Annotated in this window: 19 protein-coding genes and 1 pseudogene; 16 read left to right on the top strand and 4 right to left on the bottom strand. The window is 61.6% G+C overall.

Annotation, left to right across the window (positions count from 1 at the left end; genetic code table 11):
• Window positions 1-80 precede the first annotated feature (80 nt).
• The 5 genes from ACGYLQ_RS08680 (at window position 81) to ACGYLQ_RS08660 (ending at window position 8,110) form a co-directional block, all read left to right on the top strand.
• Window positions 81-656: an oligopeptide/dipeptide ABC transporter ATP-binding protein gene (locus ACGYLQ_RS08680; protein ID WP_394442130.1), complete on the top strand. Its 576-nt coding sequence runs from the start codon at window positions 81-83 to the stop codon at window positions 654-656.
• Complete coding sequence (locus tag ACGYLQ_RS08675; RefSeq protein ID WP_394442129.1) at window positions 653-1,666, top strand: ABC transporter ATP-binding protein; 1,014 nt, start codon at window positions 653-655, stop codon at window positions 1,664-1,666. The genes ACGYLQ_RS08680 and ACGYLQ_RS08675 overlap by 4 nt, the downstream gene beginning before the upstream one ends.
• Window positions 1,663-2,406 carry an SDR family NAD(P)-dependent oxidoreductase gene (locus ACGYLQ_RS08670; RefSeq protein WP_394442128.1) on the top strand — a complete coding sequence of 248 codons (744 nt, stop codon included), beginning with the start codon at window positions 1,663-1,665 and terminating at the stop codon, window positions 2,404-2,406. The genes ACGYLQ_RS08675 and ACGYLQ_RS08670 overlap by 4 nt, the downstream gene beginning before the upstream one ends.
• A 218-nt stretch (window positions 2,407-2,624) precedes the next feature.
• The gene (locus ACGYLQ_RS08665) at window positions 2,625-3,305 is read left to right on the top strand and encodes an MFS transporter (protein ID WP_394442126.1); all 681 of its coding nucleotides are present in this window, start codon (window positions 2,625-2,627) and stop codon (window positions 3,303-3,305) included.
• 1,220 nt (window positions 3,306-4,525) lie between these two features.
• On the top strand, window positions 4,526-8,110 hold the full coding sequence (locus ACGYLQ_RS08660; RefSeq protein ID WP_394442124.1) for a calcium-binding protein: 3,585 nt from the start codon (window positions 4,526-4,528) through the stop codon (window positions 8,108-8,110).
• A gap of 21 nt (window positions 8,111-8,131) precedes the next feature.
• On the opposite strand, the gene ACGYLQ_RS08655 is transcribed toward ACGYLQ_RS08660, so the two are convergent.
• Window positions 8,132-8,356: a hypothetical protein gene (locus ACGYLQ_RS08655; protein ID WP_394442122.1), complete on the bottom strand. Its 225-nt coding sequence runs from the start codon at window positions 8,354-8,356 to the stop codon at window positions 8,132-8,134.
• A gap of 269 nt (window positions 8,357-8,625) precedes the next feature.
• Between ACGYLQ_RS08655 and ACGYLQ_RS08650 the strand changes: the two genes are divergently transcribed.
• On the top strand, window positions 8,626-9,480 hold the full coding sequence (locus ACGYLQ_RS08650; protein ID WP_394442120.1) for an SDR family oxidoreductase: 855 nt from the start codon (window positions 8,626-8,628) through the stop codon (window positions 9,478-9,480).
• A 97-nt stretch (window positions 9,481-9,577) separates the two neighbouring features.
• On the opposite strand, the gene ACGYLQ_RS08645 is transcribed toward ACGYLQ_RS08650, so the two are convergent.
• Together ACGYLQ_RS08645 and ACGYLQ_RS08640 are read right to left on the bottom strand one after the other, a co-directional pair.
• The gene (locus ACGYLQ_RS08645) at window positions 9,578-10,594 is read right to left on the bottom strand and encodes a cation transporter (RefSeq protein WP_394442118.1); all 1,017 of its coding nucleotides are present in this window, start codon (window positions 10,592-10,594) and stop codon (window positions 9,578-9,580) included.
• Window positions 10,591-11,307, bottom strand: coding sequence for a substrate-binding periplasmic protein (locus ACGYLQ_RS08640; protein ID WP_394442116.1), 717 nt, complete (start codon window positions 11,305-11,307; stop codon window positions 10,591-10,593). The genes ACGYLQ_RS08645 and ACGYLQ_RS08640 overlap by 4 nt, the downstream gene beginning before the upstream one ends.
• Before the next feature lie 245 nt (window positions 11,308-11,552).
• Between ACGYLQ_RS08640 and ACGYLQ_RS08635 the strand changes: the two genes are divergently transcribed.
• The 10 genes and pseudogenes from ACGYLQ_RS08635 (at window position 11,553) to ACGYLQ_RS08590 (ending at window position 19,193) form a co-directional block, all read left to right on the top strand.
• The gene (locus tag ACGYLQ_RS08635; protein ID WP_394442114.1) at window positions 11,553-12,089 is read left to right on the top strand and encodes an SRPBCC family protein; all 537 of its coding nucleotides are present in this window, start codon (window positions 11,553-11,555) and stop codon (window positions 12,087-12,089) included.
• Window positions 12,023-12,205 (top strand): annotated as a pseudogene (locus ACGYLQ_RS08630) (glutathione-dependent formaldehyde dehydrogenase); the annotation flags it as partial. The gene ACGYLQ_RS08635 and the pseudogene ACGYLQ_RS08630, both read left to right, overlap by 67 nt.
• A 17-nt stretch (window positions 12,206-12,222) precedes the next feature.
• Window positions 12,223-12,369 (top strand): hypothetical protein, encoded by a 147-nt coding sequence (locus ACGYLQ_RS08625; RefSeq protein ID WP_156505615.1) that lies wholly within the window; start codon window positions 12,223-12,225, stop codon window positions 12,367-12,369.
• Between the two features lie 205 nt (window positions 12,370-12,574).
• Window positions 12,575-13,219: a hypothetical protein gene (locus ACGYLQ_RS08620; protein WP_394442112.1), complete on the top strand. Its 645-nt coding sequence runs from the start codon at window positions 12,575-12,577 to the stop codon at window positions 13,217-13,219.
• Between the two features lie 17 nt (window positions 13,220-13,236).
• Window positions 13,237-14,205 (top strand): Gfo/Idh/MocA family protein, encoded by a 969-nt coding sequence (locus ACGYLQ_RS08615; protein ID WP_394442111.1) that lies wholly within the window; start codon window positions 13,237-13,239, stop codon window positions 14,203-14,205.
• Between the two features lie 88 nt (window positions 14,206-14,293).
• Window positions 14,294-15,898, top strand: coding sequence for a flavin monoamine oxidase family protein (locus ACGYLQ_RS08610; protein WP_394442109.1), 1,605 nt, complete (start codon window positions 14,294-14,296; stop codon window positions 15,896-15,898).
• 3 nt (window positions 15,899-15,901) lie between these two features.
• Window positions 15,902-16,336, top strand: a complete 435-nt coding sequence (locus ACGYLQ_RS08605; RefSeq protein ID WP_394442107.1) for a c-type cytochrome — start codon at window positions 15,902-15,904, stop codon at window positions 16,334-16,336.
• 3 nt (window positions 16,337-16,339) lie between these two features.
• Entirely contained in the window at window positions 16,340-17,035 is a 696-nt protein-coding gene (locus tag ACGYLQ_RS08600; RefSeq protein ID WP_394442105.1) for a c-type cytochrome, read from the top strand.
• 84 nt (window positions 17,036-17,119) lie between these two features.
• A complete protein-coding gene (locus tag ACGYLQ_RS08595; protein ID WP_394442103.1) occupies window positions 17,120-18,541 on the top strand; it encodes a TrkH family potassium uptake protein in 1,422 nt (473 codons plus the stop codon).
• Between the two features lie 10 nt (window positions 18,542-18,551).
• Complete coding sequence (locus ACGYLQ_RS08590) at window positions 18,552-19,193, top strand: potassium channel family protein (RefSeq protein WP_394442101.1); 642 nt, start codon at window positions 18,552-18,554, stop codon at window positions 19,191-19,193.
• A gap of 5 nt (window positions 19,194-19,198) precedes the next feature.
• Here ACGYLQ_RS08590 and ACGYLQ_RS08585 read toward each other — a convergent pair whose 3' ends face one another.
• Window positions 19,199-19,915, bottom strand: a complete 717-nt coding sequence (locus ACGYLQ_RS08585; RefSeq protein ID WP_394442098.1) for a cytochrome c oxidase assembly protein — start codon at window positions 19,913-19,915, stop codon at window positions 19,199-19,201.
• Window positions 19,916-19,926 lie beyond the last annotated feature (11 nt).

Below are 19,926 nucleotides of genomic sequence, written 5' to 3'. Positions count from 1 at the left end.
CATAAACCACGACGCATAACTGAGGGTGGGTCAAATCTCGGTGAAAATACCGGGTCAGTTCTCAGTGACAATCAACACAAGTGCAATTGCCGCGCGCCGACCAACTACTGAAAAAATACCCCCATGAAGTGTCGGGCGGTCAGCGCCAGCGTCTTATGATCGCAATGGCCCTCTTACCCGAACCCGATCTAATCATCGCGGATGAGCCGACCACAGCGCTCGACGTCACAATCCAAGCGCAAATCTTGGGCCTAATGAGGCGGCTGGCGAACGATCACGGAGTTGCGGTGCTGATGACGACCCATGATTTGGGCTCGGCTTATGAAATCTGCGACCGGATCACGGTCATGTATGCCGGCCAAGATGTCGAGACCGCCCCGGTCGATGAATTTTTCAACGCACCGACTCATCCTTATACCGCCAAGCTTCTGGCCTCGCGCCCGGAAGGTGGCGGTGGAATGACCGGCATCCCCGGCGAGTTGCCAAGCTTCTATGCACCGCCTCCGGGGTGCAGGTTCCAGACCCGCTGTGAAAGGGCTACCGAGGCGTGCCGCACCAGACCGTCTGCTGAAACTGCAGGACCGAGGCATGTGGTGCGCTGCATGCACCCACTGGAGACAGGACAACGCCAAAGGTTGAAGGAGGCGCGGGGATGACCCAGAGGCAGACTGAACAGGTGCTCGAGGTCAAGGATCTGACGGTGCGGTTCCCGATCCGCGGAGTCTTTGGGCGACAAGATGGAGCGATCAAAGCGCTGGACGGCGTTACCTTTGAATTGCACCACGGAGAGATCCTTGGACTGGTTGGAGAATCCGGGTGCGGTAAATCCACGTTGGGCAAGACGCTGATGGGTATTCAAAAGCCCACCGCCGGATCGATCCAGTTGGACGGCAAGGAAATCGCGGGCCGGACCCCGAAGGAAGCGCGCGCCCTGCGCCGGCGTCTGCAATACGCCTACCAGGATCCCGGTGCTTCGCTCGATCCTCGCTGGAAGATTGGCAGATCTCTCGAAGAGCCGCTGATCATCCACGCTAATCTGCCACGAGAGGAGCGGTTGCAGAAAGTAACGGAAATTCTGCAAGCGGTGGGCCTGCCTGCGGGCCATGCGGACCTCTTCCCGCATGAGATTTCGGGCGGCCAGCAGCGTCGCGTAGGGCTGGCGCGTATTTTGATGTTGAACCCAGAGGTAGTAATTCTCGACGAGCCGACAGCCGGTCTTGATGTGTCGGTGCAGGCGACGGTTCTACGGCTTTTCGCGGACCTGCGCGAGACCTTCGATCTAACCTACATCTTTATCTCTCATGATCTGTCGGTCGTACGGCTGATGTGTCACCGGGTGGCGGTCATGTATCTGGGGCGCATTGTCGAGATCGGCCCCGTCGATGAGATCATGAACGCACCCAAGCATCCCTATACCCAGTCGCTGTTGGCTGCGATTCCTAAAGTCAACGGCATCCGCGTGACCGAGAACTTTTGGCTTGAGGGTGAACCGGCGGACGCAGCGCATCTGCCCAAGGGTTGCCGCTTCCAGGGCCGTTGCCCGCATGTGCAACCGCTGTGCCGAGAGCAAGACCCCCCCGACCGAACCGTTGGCGCTCAAAGTGCCGCCTGCCACTTTGCCGGCGAAATTTATCCGCCCGTCCCAAAACAAAGAGAGAATGCATGAGCAGAACAGCAATCATCACCGGTGGTGGTCGTGGCATTGGCCGTGGCTGCGCCCACGAACTGGCCAGGCAGGGCTGCGATATCGTACTTGTGGATCTGATCCCCGAGGATCTGGCTAATACCCGCGCCGAAATCGAGCAACTTGGCCGGAAGTGCCTCGCCTTCGAGGCGGATGTCTCGAGTTTTGACCGCGCGCATGACATTGTTGCAGAGGTTGAAACCGACTGTGGTGCCATCGATGTATTGGTAAACAACGCGGGTAAGTCAAATACCTCCGGTATTGCCGAGATCACTGAGGAATCTTTTGATCGTACCATCGAGATCAACCTCAAAGGCGTCTTCAACTGGACCCATGCCGTGGCGCCCGGCATGCTGGCACGCAATGCTGGGCGGATCGTGATGATGTCATCGGTAAACGCTCATACCGGTGGGGTAACCAGCGCTGTGTCGCGTTTTGCCTATACCACGGCAAAGGCAGGCCTATTAGGAATGACCCGCGCACTTGCCAAAGAACTGGCCCCGCATATCTATGTCAACGCGGTTTGCCCTGGAGTGATCGAAACCGAGCGCTCCAACGATATGATCCGCGCGCGCAAGGACGAATTGGTGCGAGGTATCTCGCTTGGAAGAACAGGGACCCCAGCAGATGTAGCCAATGTGGTTGCGTTCCTCGCACTGTCCGAACCCTGTTTCATCACAGGACAGGACATCACCATCGACGGTTTTCAATGGGTGATCTGAATGGCTGAGATCGGCGCGCGCCCGTCTTGGGTGGCGCTGGTCACAATCGTCACGTTAGTGCAGGCTGTGTTGGCCGCGTTGACGCGAGTGCTTCCGTTATTTGGCTTACCGCTAAGCCAAGCCAGCCATATGCCCGCCGAAGCGGTCGGCCAATTCGCTTCGGCGACAGGTCTCGGATCAATGGTGTTTTCCTCTGGGGGCCGCCATTGCTACACCGGGTGTCGTCATGGCGGCAGTTGCAATGGGGCTGCGCCCTGGCTGGGTTTGCCCTTATTCTATGCTTCGTTGGACGATGGGAGGTCTTATTGTTCGCGGCCTTTATCATCGGTTTGGGGTACGGGCCGAGCACCTCCGCAGGCAGCGACCTTCTGATGGTATCGGTGCCGAAGGGCAGGCGCGGCATCATATTCTCGGTTAAACAGGCCGGGGTGCCGCTCGGGGGCGTGTTCGCCGGTCTGGTCTTGCCCGCAATTGCGCTTTTGGCCGGTGGGATCGGTCCGGCGCTGATCGCCATGGCCGCCACTGCAATGCTGGCGGCGTTTGGCCTTGCGCGTGTGCAGCCCGACCTGGGCGCCGAGTTCGCCCAATCGCCTCGTTTGGAATGGGGTTCTCTATTGTTGACGCCGCTGCACCAAATGAAACGGCTGGCCATCTCGCACCCATTGCGCACGATCACTCTGGCGGCTCTTGCCCTCGGGCTCGCGCAGGGGGTGCTGATGGGCTTCTATCCGGTTTTTCTGTCAGACCATGCAGGGTATTCCCTGGCTGGCGCGGGAGCGGCTTTCGCGCTGTTGCAAGCTGTGGGGGTCGGCGCGCGGGTAGGGACGGGGTGGCTGGCTGACCGGCTGGGCGATACGCTAACGACCCTGTTCATCCTCTGTTTTTTTCGGGCGCGGTAATGATTTTGCTTACGACAATCGGACCGCACAGCTCAGGGTTGTGGGTCGCGCTGCTTTCTGCACTGGCTGGGCTATCCGTGGTTTCGTGGAACGGGGTTTTTCTGGCAGGCCTGGCAGAAGCTGCGGAGGGGGATCGGGTAAGCGAAGTCACTGCGGCAGGAACCTTCGTACTCTTCGCCGGCTATGTTGTATCGCCACTCTCAATGCAGCTTAGTTTCGTTTTGACTGACAGCTATTCATTCGGGTTGACGATGTTCGGACTGGTTCCGATCCTTGTAAGCTTGCTCTACGCCGCAAGGATATTGCGACGCAACTGATTTCTGACCCGCGGTTGAGGCCCACGCAGCAGTGGCCATCCTCCGCCAAATGCTTCGCCGGGACGCGATTCGGCATCAGAATTGAATTTGGTGCTTCGCTCCCATCCAATATTTAGGGCCGCTGTGTTTTAATTTGCCCCGCCGATTGGTTGGTTCAGCCCGCGCACGCCTTTCATATCTCCCGTAGCGAATGGGAGGTCGCCGAGGAAAGGCGGGGGTATTAGCACCTACTGCGTGTCTATAAGTCTTCCCGCGAACCAAATGCTATCAAACTGCGGACATCGCTGGAAGCGCACGTATTTCTAACCGCGACAAGATTCCAAGCCAGCTTTGGGTAACTGCAGACTGGCGAAAAGCAAGAATGTGTGTGGTCTCTTTCATTTAGATGTCGAGAGCCCGGACGGCCTGTGAGCGGCGTATTTCGGTAGTCACTCATTTACTGCTGCACGCCTCAGCGTCCCAGGTACGCCACGCTGAGGCCACGGTATTCCCCAGTTCAATAATGCAATGTGGTCCATGGGTTGATGATAAAGTCGGTCGCCGTTCGGGCGGAATATAACGGGCGGGGGCCGCCCATTCAAAATGGCAGGGGCGCGCGTTCGTCGGTCTTGGCTTCCACGCGCGGCGTTTGATCCATGTCTCGCAATTTAGCATAACTTTGGCGCCCAACGGTGCGAGAAATGCCCAAAGCCCGTCGGTTATCTGCAAGTTGTCGTTTTCAGGCCGCGGCCCCATAAAGTTAGGGGCTTGGGCCACCTTGCGATATATTTAACGGGAGGTGATTCCCTGGGGTGGAAGCGCCCGGCTTTCAACAAAGCGCCATGATTTTTCGGCGCTGGTCCCCTTCGGTGCGCGCAGGTTCAACGCGCCGCCGCGGAGGCAAAGTATTGAGGAGAAGGGCGAATGCTGTCTTTGATGATCGCGGCGCCAGCATTGCTCGGGTTGATGTTTCTTTCCCTTGGGGGACAGGCAGACCCCGCTCCCTTGCCCGACGAAGACGACGACACAGGCGAAAACCCCACGGATGTCGGAGCAACCTCGGGCGATGACCTGATTACCGGCACCAATGGCGCGGACCTTATCCGGGGGCTTTCGGGCGGCGATACGATCTCAGCCCTTTCCGGCGATGACGTGATCGAAGGTAACGCCGGGCATGACGCGATCCTTGCCGGGGCGGGCGATGATGTGGCGCGCGGCGGTGCCGGGCCCGACCGGCTGTTCGGCGGGCTTGGCGATGACAGGATGATCGGCGGCGCTGGGGATGACCTGTTCGACGATATCTCAGGGGCCGACGATTTCTCTGGCGGGGCGGGGGATGACATCATCCTCGCCCTCGATTCAACCCTCGGCGCGCCGGATCACATCGCAGGCGGCGAGGGCGACGACCGCATGTGGGGGGATGACGGCGACAGGATGACCGGCGGCGAAGGGGCGGATCGTTTCATGGTGCCCACCGGGCGCGAAGGTGCCGCCCCGGTTGTCATCACCGATCTCGACTTCTCGCGCGCGGACTATGGCGAACGGCCCGACCAAGTTTTCTTTACCGACCCCGAGGGGGCCATCTATCCGCGCAGCGCCTTTTTCGATGGGTCTTTGAACGCAGGTATCGGCGACATGCCGGATGGCTCTGGCGCGAGCATCGTATTCGGAAGCCAGCAAGTCGCCATTATTGAAGGCTATACCGCCGAAGAGCTGTTTCATCAGACAATCTGGATCGGCAACTTTCAGGTCCATGAGGAGGGGCTGGGCGAAGCGGGTGAGGTGCTGACCGGAACCGCAGGGGACGATCACCTCAACGGCGGGGCCGGGGATGACAGCCTGACCGGCAGCGGCGGCGGGGATTGGCTGCGCGGGCGGGACGGTGACGATCTGTTGGACGGGCGCGACGGAGAGGGGGCGCAGGGCGCGGATACGGTCTTTGGCGGGGCGGGCTGGGATACCATCCGCGCCGACGATGGCGATTTCATCGCGGGGTTCGAGGGGCGCGACAGCTATGAGTTGACCCTCAGTGATGGGGACGCAGAGCCGATCACGGTATTCGGCTATGAAGTGCTGTCCGAAGACGGCACGCCCGAACCGGTGACGCTGGTGGATGAAGACGGCATTCCTCTGAGCGCAGAAGAAGTGGCCGCCGGTGTGACGCTTGAGGCGAGCGACGAAGGGGCAAGCACGCTCGTTCTATACGAAGGTCAGGCCGTGGCGCATCTGCTCGGCGTCACCCCTGCGGAGATCACAGAGCTCAGCACATGGCTGACGAACCTCGCCGGGAGTGAGCTGTCTGGAGCGGCCGAAGAGGAAGGTGAGGCGGAAGCGGTAGAGGTCTTCGCCCCGGTGCGGGAGGGGGCGCTGTCACGCGGGGTCGATCTTTCGGCGACCCTCACCTCGGCCACGGCGACAGGGGCGGTGGTGACGAATGACCATTTCGGAGGGAACGCGGTTTTCACGGTGAACACCGATGCAGGGCTGCCCACGGAGAATTTCACCGCCTCGACCGAGGCGCTCGGGATCGAACATATCCGCTTTCCGGGCGGGCAGGGTGACCCTTTCGAGGGGCTGGTGGATGGGGAAGAATGGCTAAACGTGGTTGAGATGGTGCCGAATGGCGCAGGCGGCTACGATCTTCGGCCCGAAGTCATCGAGATGCTGGATTGGGCGCGCGACAACGATGTGCAAGTCACCCTCGTCATCGCGACCCGGCTGATGACGGTCGAGGAATACGCCGCCTTCGTTGATGAACATGTGATGCCCTTCGCCGAGAAAGTCATGTCCGACTATGGCGATGTGGTCGAAGCCTTTGAAGTCGGGAATGAATACTGGGCGCGGATGGCCGAAAGCGAATACGGCGAAAAGGCCAATCTCGCGGTCTTGGGCCTGCGCGATGGCATGCTGGCGGCGGGGCTGTCCGAGGCCGAACAGGCGGATATCATCGTGCAGATGGCCACCCCTACGGGGGAGTCGGACTTTACCGGTGATAAGGACACGCGCGGCTATATCACCCGTCTGACCGCCGCCAACGAAGCGATCATCGGCGAATTGGACAGGGACGCCCGCGCCGCACTGGATGGCGTGGTCGAGCATTATTATTACAATAAAACCGACCTCGCCTATACCGATTCAAGCAGCGAGCAAAAGTTCATCGACCGCGATTACGAGGTCTGGGACGCCCATTTCGAGAAAGACTTGGACCTGCATATCACCGAGTGGAACATTCGCACGCGGGATTACGATGAGGTGGGCATAAGGTCCGCCTCGACCATTCAGGAACAGTTTGAAAACATGCTGGAAACAGGGGTCGACCGCGCCTTTGTCTGGCCCGTTCAGCACAATACGGACAGCGACCTTGCGGGCGGTCCTAAGGAAAGCCCGGTTCTTGATCCTGACGGGCGGCTGACCAACTCGGTCAGGGGGGGCATCTTTGATCTGATGAGCGAGAGCCTGCCCGGGCTTGAATTGGTCGCGACCGAGTTCGAGGGCGATGATGGCAGTTTCGAGATCAATGCCTATCAGTCCGAAGATAAGACCGTGATTTATGTCTCCTCCCGGTCGATGGAGGTTTTGAACCTCGATGTCGATTTCGCCGGATTGGTGCCCGAGGGGGCGACCGCGACCGGCATTCAAATCGGCATGGATCAATCCGCGCAAAGTTCCGACGGGTTCCATTGGCGCAGCGATAGCGGCCATACCCCTTCGGCCTCTGTTCAGGTGGATGGGCGTGCCTATTTCTACGATGAACATGACGTGCGCGCGCACTTCACCGACAGCCGCTTTGACAGCCCGCAGGTCGAGCTGCGGCTGAAACCTTTCGAAGTGATCGAGATCACCTTCGACGCCGGGCCGACAGCGGGCGGGGAAAAGATCGACGGCAGCGGCGCGGCGGACGATTTGACCGGTACGGATGGAAACGACACGATCGGCGGCTTTGGTCAGGACGACACGCTGCACGGCGGGGATGGCGACGACGTGATCAATGGCCATGGCGGTGACGACAGTCTCACTGGCGGGCGCGGTGACGACGACCTGCGCGGCGCACCGGGAGAGGGCACGCTCCACGGCTGGGGCGGAGACGACACCCTGCGCGGCTTCGACGATGATGACCTATTGGTCGGCCAGCAGGGGGATGACCATCTGCTGGGCAACCGGGGCGACGATCAGCTTTCCGGCAGAGAGGGGCAAGACCAGCTAAACGGCGGCATCGGGCATGACACGGTCGTCGGCGGGGCGGGGGCAGACACCGTCACAGGATGGACCGGCGATGACGTTTTCGGCTTTTCCGAGGGCGAGGTGGCCACGGGCGATATCATCACCGACTTCACCCCCGGCGTCGACGTGATCCAGCTTTCGCTCTCCGGCATCAGGGGGCTCGATGATCTTGAGATCACGGCGCGAGAGGGCGGTGTTGCGGTCGGCCTCGGCGAACATGGGGTGATCTTCTTGCAAGGCGACCTTACGGAAAGCGCGGTGGCTCAGGATCGGAACTTCGTATTCTAACCGGCCACGCGCAGCCCGCCATCAATAGGTCGCGGGCGGATCGCTGGCGGGGAAGGATTCGTCGACCGCCTCGTCCACGATATTCCATTTGCGGGGCGGGTCGATCATCTCGCGCGGGCCCGCGACGCGCACGTGGTCTTGCGCCCGGTCATGTGCCACCGCCCTTTGGGCGCGGGTCTGGCGGTTCATCAGATAGGCGAGGCTCGCGGCACCGGCGCCGAAGATCAGCAATGCGCTCATTCGCATGGGATATACTCCTTCTCAAGGTTACCTGAAAAACCATGGGGCTGATGCTTGGTTCCTTGGCCCGCTGGTGATTGGCGGGGGCTTGCCGCCGCTGGAAGGGGCGACGCGGAAAGGCGACCGGCCCCGGCGCGCAAGACCCGTGATGCGCGAAATTCGTCTCATCCCGCTGCCGCGCTGAAACCAGACCGGCAAAGCGATCATTGCCCCTTTGTAACCCTAGTTTTTTGAACGCCCCACCCGCATGGGGCCACAACAGATAGGAATGCACCATGACAGATCAGAATTTTGATGCCCTCGACAGCCCGCAAAGCCAGCCCGGGCGGGAGCATAAGATGGACCCCGCGCCCGATTATACCCCGCGCTACCCGGGTTCCGACCGGCTCAAGGATAAGGTGGCGCTGATCACCGGGGGCGACAGCGGGATCGGCCGCGCCACGGCGCTGCTCTATGCGCGGGAGGGGGCGGATGTCGCCATCGTCTACCGCAACGAAAGCCGCGACGCGGAAGAGACCAAGCGTTTGGTCGAGGCCGAGGGCCGTCGGGCGCTGTTGCTGCAAGGCGATGTCGGTGAGAAAGCCTTTTGCAAAGATGCCGTAAGCCGCACGATTGAGAGCTTTGGCAAGATTGACATTCTCGTCAATGACGCGGGCGAACAGCACGCGCAGGAAAGCCTCGAAGACATCGAAGAAGCGCAGATCGAACGCACGTTCCGCACCAATATCATCGGCATGATCCTGATGACGCAGGCGACGCTGCCGCATTTAAAAAAGGGCGCGCGGATCATCTGTGTCACCTCGATCACCGCCTATAAGGGGCAGGACCTACTGCTTGACTATGCGTCGACCAAAGGGGCGATCCTGTCCTTCCTGCGGGCCATGGCGAGCAAGCTGGCACCCAAGGGGATTTTGGTCAACGGTGTGGCCCCCGGGCCGATCTGGACGCCGCTGATCCCGGCCTCCTTCCCGGCGGATAAGGTTGAGGAATTTGGCGAAAACACCCCCCTTGGCCGCCCCGGTCAGCCGAATGAGGTGGCCCCGTCGCTGCTGTTCCTCGCTTGCGAGGATTCGTCTTACATGAGCGGGCAGGTGCTGCATCCGAACGGCGGCACATTGGTCGGCGGATAAGCCAGATGCATGTTGCCCCGCGTGCGATGGCGCGGGACAAAGTCGATGCGGGGGCGTGGCTGTAGGTCAGTTTTAATTTAACGCGATGCGCCCCCGGTCACCCCACCGGACGCCGCCGGGCGCCGGACCGCAGCGGCAGAGTGCCGTCATCCGCCCCTTCAATCGTGACCGACTCCGCAATCTCGGTCCGTGGCATGATCGAGATGTCGTGAATGCGCCAATGCAGGTCGAGCAGTTCGGCCTCCGCCGCCTCGACCCTCTCGGGCGTGCCGCCGTTTTCATGCGCCACCGCATAGATCGTGCCGGTCAGAAAACGCCCTTCTTCGCGCAGGCGCAGGCGGCTTTCGCGGACCCATGGCAGCGCGTTGAAAGTATTCTGCACCTCTTCGATCAGCGGGTCGAACTCTTTATCCTCTATCGTGCGCGGCATCTCATCGCTGAGGTCCCGGATCGCCGCGCCGGTGTGTTTGAAACCGTCATGCAGCACGTCCAAGGCGATCACGATGGCCGCGACCGCATCGGCCCACCACCAGCCCATCCCGATCCCAAGGATGCCCACGATCCCGGCAAGCCCTGTCATCCAATCCGCCTTGTTCATCATGGCATCGGCATAGAGCGTCTTGTCATGGAGCATCTTGGCGGGTTTCATTTTCAGGTGGCCGAAAATGACCGGCATCACGACGCTATAGGCCAGCGCCGCGATCATCACCCAGCCGAACCAAATGGTGGTGCCGAAAAGCTCGACACTGCCGATGGTGGGGTGCTCCTGTTTGATGAGCGCGATGGAAGAGTCGACGATAAGAAAGATCCCGACCCCGCCGAGCGATACGGCGCTGATCAGATAAGCGATTGATGTGACACGGATATAGCCCAGTGGGAAACGGCGGTTGGGCTTCCATCCTTCGATCCACGAGCCAACCAAAAAGGCAATGGGCGGCACGAAGCTGAGCAGGTCTTCGATCCATGCGGTTTTCATTGCTTGGCTGCTGCCCACTGCAAAATAGATCGCCGCCACGATCGACCCCAAGACCGCGATCCAGATGACCTCAAGCCAGCGCGCGCGGCGCAGCGCCTTCTTCTGCGCCTCGGGCATGGTGCGGATGGAGCGGGTCATGGGGCGGATGCGCGCAAACGCGCCCCTATGGTTCCGGCTTCATCTCGAAGAAAGCCTTCGATCTCCATCAGCCAAGCGTTTTCGCCCTGCTGCACGGCAACGACATGCTGCGCTCGCTGTAGCGTGGTTTCGGTGGCGGTAAGGCCTTTCATATCAAGTTGCCAATGGGGGAGGGCGGCGAGGTTGAGACCTTCCGCCCATTGATCCATCGGAACCCCGCCTTTTTCCTCAACCAGCGCGGCCAGGGGCAGGTGGGGCGGTACGAAAACGCGTTGGCCTTCGGTGTCATCGGGCAGGGCGTCTGGCCCCCGGCTGCCGATGACGAAGGACTCCTCGAAATAGGCGTAACTCGGCGCGGCACCTTTTACCGGGGTCACATCCTTGCGGGTGAAACCCCCGATGGCGAGGTCGATGTCACCCTTCTCCAACCCCTCCAACGCTGCGAAGGCGCCGAGGTGCTTCCACTCGATGGCCACCCCCAAGGTTTCGGCGAAGGCGCGGGTCAGGTCGGCTTCGACCCCCTGCGGCGGCTGGCCGTCTGCCAGCACGACCCATGGTGGGTTTTCTGATACCGCAACGGTCATTTTCTGGTCGGAGAGAACGGTTTCGAGGGTCTCTTCCACATCCCGAGGGAACCGCAGGTCGTCGCAAGCGGCGAGCAGGCTCAGGGCAGCGAGGGGGACCAAAACTCTTAAACCAATTGGATTTTCCACGCCTTTGGCGCCATGTGGCGTAGTTTCTCGGGGCGTCATTACATTATTCCCTTGGGCCGGATCGCGGGGGATCAACGGGCGGTTTCCCGAAAGGTTCCTGTTAGGGGCAGCCCGACCCCCGCGCGCGATCGGTCGATTTCCGCCGGAGCCGCGCTTTGGAGCCACTTCTTCGGAACACCTGCTGCGATCCTCGCGTTCCAGTTGAAACACTCGGTTTGCCATATTCAGCAACAGGAGGTTTCTTGATGACATCTTATCCTTACGACCAACGCAGTGCCGCTGAGGGCGCGCGGGACGCGCTGACAGAGCGTCAAAGCTCGCTGCTCTGGGGGCTCGGCGTCGGCGCGCTTGCCGGGGCGTCTGCCTATGCGCTCTACGCCGCGCGGCGGGATCGTGACGGGCTGAGCCATCGGCCAGCAGATTCCGCGCCCGGTCGCAGTGCGAAACAGGCGCGTTTCGGGGACTATGCCCTTGTCGGACGCAGGGTGACGATCGACCGTCCGCGTGACGAGCTCTACCGCCACTGGCGCGACTTCACAAAGCTCTCAGAGTTCATGGAGAACGTGAAGGCGGTCGAGCCAATCGACGCCGCCAAGGGTCAGTTCCGTTGGATGATCGCAGGCCCGGCGGGGACAGATCTGCGGGTCGAGACCGAGGTGGTCAGCGACAAACCGGGGGAAGAGATCGCGTGGCGCGCCCTCGACAGTTCGCAGATGTGCAGCGCTACACCAAAGAGCTGTTGCACCGCATCGCCGAGGGCGAGATCGACACCCGCTTTATGATCAGCCACCGCCTGCCGCTGGAGCAGGCCGCCAAGGGCTATCACAACTTCCGCTTCGATCAGAACGACTGGACCAAAGTGGTCCTTAAACCCGGCATGCAGGCCACCGCCGCATAGCAAGAAAGGAGAGTGACATGCCAAACGAACCAGATCACGCCAAAGAGAAACGCCCGCCCCATCGTGAGCGCCACAATGCGCAGGATGACCACGAGGGCGCGGCGCACCGCCCCGAGGAGTTTGATCCAAAGAACCCGCAAAAGGTGGTGAAGCAAGAGAAGTGAACGGCAAAGCAGCGCGAGAAATTCGCGCTGCTTTTTCGTATCGCCCGGGCATTTTCCGGGCGCCATCTCACGCACGGAGAAGGGGCAGATTAGACCCCGCGAACATTAACCGATTCCACAGAAAGGCAGAAAAGGATGCCACAGTTTCACAAAACCATATCGATCATATGCCTTCTGGCCCCCCGGCGGGGCCTTGGCGCAAACGGTGGATCAGACAACCACCACAGCCCCGGAGATGGAGCGGAACACCTCCGCCTCGGATTGGAGCGTGGAGGTGGGCGTCACGCCGAAATTCTTTTACCGTCTCAACGATGGCGTTGGTGCCGCCGAAAGCGCGGAGATCGAGGCTTTTGCAGAGGTCGCCTATGGCCCGGCCTATTTCCACGCCCTCGTTCTATCGCTGGACGACCCACGGGATGACGCGCAATTCGAACTGACGCTGGGCCACCGTGGCGATCTGACGGAGAAACTGGCCTATGACGCCTATTACACCCGCTTTCTGCGCAATGAGACGGGCGATGTGCGCGGAGAGTTGCACGGCAAATTCGACTATAGCGTGAGCGAAGAGTGGCGGGCCACCGTCGATCTGGGGGTCGAGCCGGAGCGGGGCGATTGGGTCTATAAGCTCGAAGGCGGCTATACGTTCAACGACCGCGTTGATGCCTATGCCTTTGTCGAGCGGGACGATATTCTGGATTATACGGGCTATGAGGTCGGGGTGAACTACGACCTCGACGAGGGCAACGCGCCGCTCGATACGTCATTGCTCAGCTACGTTAACCACACCGAAGGCGGCGACACTGTTTTTGCGGTTCAGATCACGCTGTCGCGTTTTCTGCTGGGCGATTGATGCGGGAGGAAACAGCCATGACAACTGAAAAGAATTTGGTTCTACTCGGCGGGGCGCATGTGCATCTGCCCGACCATCTGGCGCATATCGAAGAGCGCGGCTGGCGCGTCTCGCAGGTTTTCGACCGGGATGAGGCGCGCCAAGTGGCGCTTTGTGGCCAGATCAAGGCCAGCGGGGTCGCGCTGACTGACCTTGCCCGATTGGACGTGCGCGGTGCGATTGTGTGCAGCGAAACGGTGTTTCATGAAGAGGACATCACCGCCGCCCTGAACGCCGATCTGCCGGTCTTTGTCGAAAAGCCCATGGCGGGCAGCGCCGAAGCGGCGCGCCGCTGCGCTGACTTGGCCCGCGAGAAGGGCTTGGTCTTGGCAACGGGGTATTTCCTGCGCAGATCCGCGGCGCTCAACCACCTGCGCGAGAGTATCGCGCGGGGCGCATTGGGCCGGGTGCTAGAGGCCCGCGGACGCTTTTCCCATGACGGCGGCTATGCCGATTGGCTGGACCTCGATTGCTGGATGACCGACCCGGCGCGTGCCTGCTATGGCGGGTTCGTGGATGAGGCGGTGCATGTCATCGACCTTCTGCAATGGCTCGTCGGCCCCATCGCCTCGGGCCATGCGGTCACGGGCAACGCGCTTGGCTGGCCGGTGGATGACCACGGCGCGGCCCTCATCGAATTCGCGGCCCCGCCCGCCACCGGCATGGTTGAGGCAGGCTGGACGGATAGCGAAATGCGCCTTGAGTTGGACATCGTGGGCGAGGCCGGTTGGGCGCGTCTGCGGGCGGGCATGCTGGACCTCGGCCTCAGAGGCCAGCAGAAACCGGTCGAGAGCATAGAGCTTCCCCCACTTGATGCGGGCGAGGGGGTGGAGCCGTTTTTGGACACCTTGGAAGGCAAGGATGCGACCGGCCTCGTGCCGCCGGAGGCCGCCGCGCAGGTCAATGTCTTGCTCGACGCAATGAAACTTAATCGCGGCGGATCGTGAACTTTCCGACCTTCTTGGAACAATGACCTGCGGCGGGCGTTCTTTTGTTAATTGGTCAAAAAATTTACCTGAAATAGGAGCGGTCTTTATGTCCCACCCCTCCAACGTCCGGCCCCCATCACGGCGCGATCTTTTGAAAATGATCGGTCTGGCCGCTGGTTCCTCCACCATGCTGCACGCCATGTCCTCCCTCGGGCATGCTAGGCAAAGCCCTTACAAAGGCCCCATCGAACTTTCCGGCGCGCCTCAGGGGCGCAAGGTTGTTGTGCTGGGGGCGGGTCTTGCGGGTATGTGCGCCGCGCTGGAACTGCGCAACGCGGGCTACGAAGTCAGCATCCTAGAGTATCAAAAGCGCGCCGGTGGCCGCTGTTGGACCCTCAAAGGCGGCGATGAATTCGAAGAATTGGGCGGCTATAAGCAAAAGGTCGAATTCTCCAAAGGGCAATATATCAACATCGGACCGTGGCGCATCCCGCATCACCATCTGGCGCTCTTGGACTATTGCCACCGGTTGAACGTCCCGCTCGAAGTATTCGTTCAAGAGAACCAAAACGCCTATCTCCATTCGCAAACGGCATTCGACGGCAAACCAATTCGCTATGGCCATGCTTGGGCGGATTACGTGGGCCAGATCACGGAATTGCTGGCCAAATCGGTCGATAAAGGGCGGCTTGATAGCGCACTGACCAAAGAGGACACTGAGATCCTTCTGGAGTCCCTGAAATCCTTTGGCATCCTCAACAATGATTACAGCTATGAGGCCAGTCTCGATGCCGCTGAATACCGCGGCTATCCTGAGAATGGCGCGCCGGGCGGGGGGCTTTACAACGCCGCGCCCGAGCCTTCTGAGCCGATTGCCTTGGAAGACCTGCTGAAATCCCGCTTTTGGGAAAAGATGCGCAATCACACGACCTACCGCCACCACGCGCCGATGTTCCAGCCCGTGGGCGGCATGGAGGAGATCGCCCATGCCTTTGCCCGTGAGGTGGAGGATACGATCACCTATAACGCCAAGGTTGACCGGATCCGGCAGACCGAAAGCGGGGTCGAGGTGGAGTATTCCAGCGCCGATGGCGAAGGCGAGGGCGGGGTTGAAACGGCGGATTACTGTATCTGCACCATCCCCTTTACCGTGCTCAGCCAGCTTGATGTCGATGTCTCTGCCGACATGCGCCGCGTCATGCGGGCGCTGCATTACCATGAGGCGGTGAAAGCCGGGCTTGAGATGAAACGCCGCTTTTGGGAACGGGATGAACAGATTTACGGCGGCATCACCCTGACCGACCTGCCGATTGCCGAGATCAGCTATCCCTCGGCTGAAATGCATTCCGATGGGCCGGGCGTGCTGCTGGGCTGCTATGCCTATGGGCCGCATGCCTATGCCTTCAATTCGATGTCGCCCGAAGAGCGGCTTGAAACCGTCTTGGAGCAGGGCGCGCGGATCCACCCGCAGTACCGGGATGAATTCAGCAGCGGCGTGGTGCTGAGTTGGCACCGGGTGCCGTGGATGCTGGGCTGTTACTCCGATTGGGATGACCGGGGCCGCGATTATGAGATCGCCGCGACCATGGACAACCGTTTCGTCTGCGCGGGGGAGCATATCAGCTATCTGCCGGGCTGGCAGGAAGGCTCTCTGCTCTCTGCGCTGGATGCGGTGCGACAGGTCCATGACCGCGCGGTGAAGGAGGGTTGAACCATGCGTTATCTGATCTTTCCCCTGCTCATGGCGCTCGCCACGCCGAGCCTTGCGCAGGAGGACAATTCTCAGGTCGATGCCGGTCGGCGTGATCTGGGCTCCACCACCGAGAAATTCACCGATAGCGAGGGGGCCGATCTTTACCGCCGCGCCTGTTCGGGCTGTCACGGACCAGAGGGCGAGGGGGCATACGGGGCCGGGAAATACCCTGCTTTGGCCGCCAACCCGCGGCTGGGGCACAAGCGCTATCCGGTCAACCTGATCCTCGAAGGCAATGGCGCCATGCCGGCCTTTGCCGATTGGCTGGACGATGAACAGGTCGCCGCCATCGTGTCCTACATCCAAACCAACTTGGGCAATGACTACGAAGGCGACGTCACCGCCGAAGAGGTCAAGCGTATGCGGGCCGAGTTCGCTGATTTGGAGGAGGGGTAGACCATGCGACTTTCAATTCTTGTTCCCTTTGCCACCTTCGTCGCCTGTGCTGCCGCGGCGCAATCTCCGCCACCGCTCTTCGACGACGCCGATGATGGCGGCGTGGAACGTGCCCCCGATACCGCTTTGGGCCGCACCGTCGCCTCGGGTGGCGCGCAGCAGGGCGGTGTCGGCATGAAATGCATGGCCTGCCACGGGCTGGATGACGCAGGCGCAGGCTTGGGCGAAATGCCCGGTCTGGCAGGGTTGCCCGCCGAGTATATCGAAGCGCAGCTTCAGGCCTTCATGGCGGGTGAACGGTTTTCGCCGATCATGGTGCCCATCGCCACGCAGTTGACCGAAGAAGAGCGTTTGGCCGTTGCGGATTACTACGCCTCCGTCGCGCCGAAACTGTCCAAGTTCGATCACGGTGCCCCGACGGATGTGGTGCAACAGGGCGGCGCGCTTGCGGCCTCTGGCAGTGACAGCGTGCCAGCCTGCAACCAATGCCACGGTGGCAGCGACACAAGCGGCGCGGCGATCCCGCGTTTGGCGGGGCAATCGGCGCAGTATATCGCCGATCAGCTGGTGGCTTGGCAGAACGGCGACCGGGCGAATGGGCCGCTTAACGTCATGGAAGACATCGCCAAATCGCTTAGCGATGAGGAAATCCGCGCGGTTGCCCTATACTACCAGCAGACGCCGCCTGATGCGGAATAAAGCGACACCACCACGGATACAGATGGCCCCAAGCTGATGGCAATTCGCCCGGCCTCTTTCTTCCGGTCGGGATCCTCGACCGTGATGACCGTCGCGCGGCCGCGTGTGATTGCGCTGACCCTCGGCAAACACGCGCCGATCTTTGGCGCGCTGTGCCTGCCGCCCGGTGCTTGGGCCTTGGCCGAGGGGGACTTGCTGCTGGCGCTGGTCTTGCTCGCGCCGGTGGCTCTGTCCGGCATGGTGCATGTCGCGGTGCGGTCGCGCCCGCTGCCCGATGATCTGCGCGGGATGGAGGCGATGATGACCGTGGCCTTGGTTTTTCTCATTGCTGCGCTGTTGACCACACCCGCTTTCGTCACCCTTGGCATGCCCCCCATAGATGCGTTTTTCGAGGCGGTGAGCGGCATCACCACCACCGGCCTTACCGTCGCGCAAGAGGTGGAAAGCTGGCCTTTCGCGGGCCATGTCTTGCGCGGCTGGATGCAGTGGTGCGGCGGTCTGGTGATCGCTACGGCGGTGCTGGCCCTGCTGCTGCCGCGCGGCCGCCCGGCGCGGCGTTTGGGGCGGGTCGATATCCAGCAGGGGGATCGCATTTCTTCAACCCGAGAGCAGGCGCGCCAGCTTCTGACCGTCTACAGCGCGCTGACGGTGGTGATGGTGCTGCTGACCATGCTGGTAATCCCCGATTGGCGCGAGGCTCTGGTGCTAACCCTCGCCGCCATCTCGACCGCCGGTTTCTCGCCCCGCGCCGACAGTCTGGCGAGCTATACGCCGCTGGGGCAGGGCATGGTCATCCTATCCTGCGTGTTGGGCGCGATATCGCTGCTGGTCTTTGTCTTTGTCGGCCAGGGGCGGCACCGTGAGGCATGGAAGCTCGGCTCGGTCCAGCGGGTGCTGGTGGCGATTGCACTGGCCTTGGTCATTTACCTCGCCGCGGTGCTGACCACCTCCCAAGATCGCGAGCTTACCCTCTACGCCCATGCGCTGAACCTGATTTCGGGGCTGACGACGGCGGGGTTTTCCACGGGGCCGGTCTATGATGCCGGTCCTGCCTTGCTTATCCTGTTGCTGGCGATGCTTTGGGGCGGCGATGCCGGATCGACGGCGGGGGGGCTCAAGCTCAGCCGTCTGCATGTCTGTATCGGCGCAGTGGTCCATGCGGTGCAGCACGTCCGGCTCACTGAACATGCCATCGCCCCCCTGCGCCACAGTGGCCGGCCCGTCTCGACCGAAGCGGTTGTGTCGCTTTTGGCGCTGGTGCTCATCTATTTTAGCTTTGCGGGGCTCTTGTGGTTTCACTTCGTAGCCCATGGCTACCCCCCGTTGCCCGCCTTGTTCGACACGATTTCAGCGCTTTCGACCGTGGGCCTCTCAACCGGGGCGGTGGGGGCGGACATGCCCGGCGATCTGAAACTTTCGGTCGCCTTCGCCATGTGGCTGGGCCGGTTGGAATTCATCGCGGTGCTGGCGCTTTTGCTGCCACGCAGTTGGACCCGCCCAAGTTAGGAGATTACCCATGCGTATCGTCATCATCGGCGCGTCGAGCTTTGGCCTCGCCATTGCGGAGGAGTTGATCGAAACCGACCGCGAGGTCGTGTTGATCGACAAGTCGCGCGAGTTGTTGGAGCAGGCGGCAGAGCGGATCGACTGCGGCATGATAGAGGGTGATGGCAGCAACCCAGACGTGCTGCGCGAAGCCTTTCGCGACGAAGACGACGTGTGCATCGCCGTAACCAACGCCTCCGAGATCAACATTCTGGCGGCGCTCATTGGCCGCTCTATCGGCTATGGCCGGGTGATCCCGCAGATCACCTCGAATGCGCTGCTGCGGGTCTGTTGCGAATTGGGTTTGGACGATGTGATCAACCCCCATGCCAAGGTCGCCGAAAACATCGTGGATATGCTGACCGGCGATGACGACGCGATGAAAGAGCCGCTGCTACAGGACGATCTCCTGCTCACCCGCGTCACCGTGCCCGAGCGTTTGGCCGGGGAGCGGTTGGACCTGCCGGGCCAAGGCCGCCTTGTCGCGCTGATCCGCGACGGGGAAGAGCAGTTGCCGGGGCAGGATGTTACCCTGCAAGAGGGCGACGTTCTGATCGTGGTGCTGCCGCGCGACAGGCAGGAAGACCTGACCAAAGCCTTCGCGGCAGGCTAACCCGCTTAGCCCGCGCTTTTGGCCAAGCTATCGTGCCGCAGCAGTTGCCGCACTTGAAGGGCCACCAGCACCATGAACAGCCCGCCGCCCGCGACCCACATCAACGCGCCCGCGAGTTGCTGGTCGGCCAAGGCGGAAAGCCCATAGGGCAGGGCGGTCAGCTCGTGCCAGCCATGCCACACCGTGGGGGCGAGGGTTAGGGTCACCGCAAAGGCGGTCAACTGTGCCGCGGTAAAGACCGCAGGCACCGCCGCCTGCGCCCCGGCACCGCGAAACCCCATGAAGAGCGCAATCGCGCAGCCTGTCAGCGACAGATGCATCGCCCAATAGACAAGGTCGGACTGCAAGGTCGCCGCATAGGGCGTCGGGCTGTGCCATCCCCAAAAGAGCAGAGCAAAGAGCAGGGCGAGGGGCCAGAGCGGCAGCCGTACCTTCGGCAATGCCGCCGCGATCATCGGTGCGGCAATCAGCGTGAGCAGAATATGCTGCCCCACCCGGGCCGAGAACAGCGCCATTGAGGCCGCGCAGAGCGGGGAGATGAACAAGAAGGCCACTAGCGCCGCACCGCTCAGCGCTTGGCCCCGCCGCTCGGCGCGCGTCCAGAGCAGGGCCGCGAAAGCCAGCAGCCCGACCAGCAGAAAGGGGTCGAGGGTCCAGCGGGTCAAAAGCTCTCCGGGGAGGGGCGGTGTGCCGCAGAATGGGGTATAGGCGTCCTGTTGCATGAGGGGTCTCC

Origin of the sequence: Sulfitobacter sp. 1A12779, assembly GCF_043557315.1 — a bacterium.
GTDB classification, from domain to species: Bacteria; Pseudomonadota; Alphaproteobacteria; order Rhodobacterales; family Rhodobacteraceae; genus Sulfitobacter; species Sulfitobacter faviae.
Note: the sequence above shows the minus strand (reverse complement) of the source record. Positions and strands in the feature narration are given on the sequence as shown.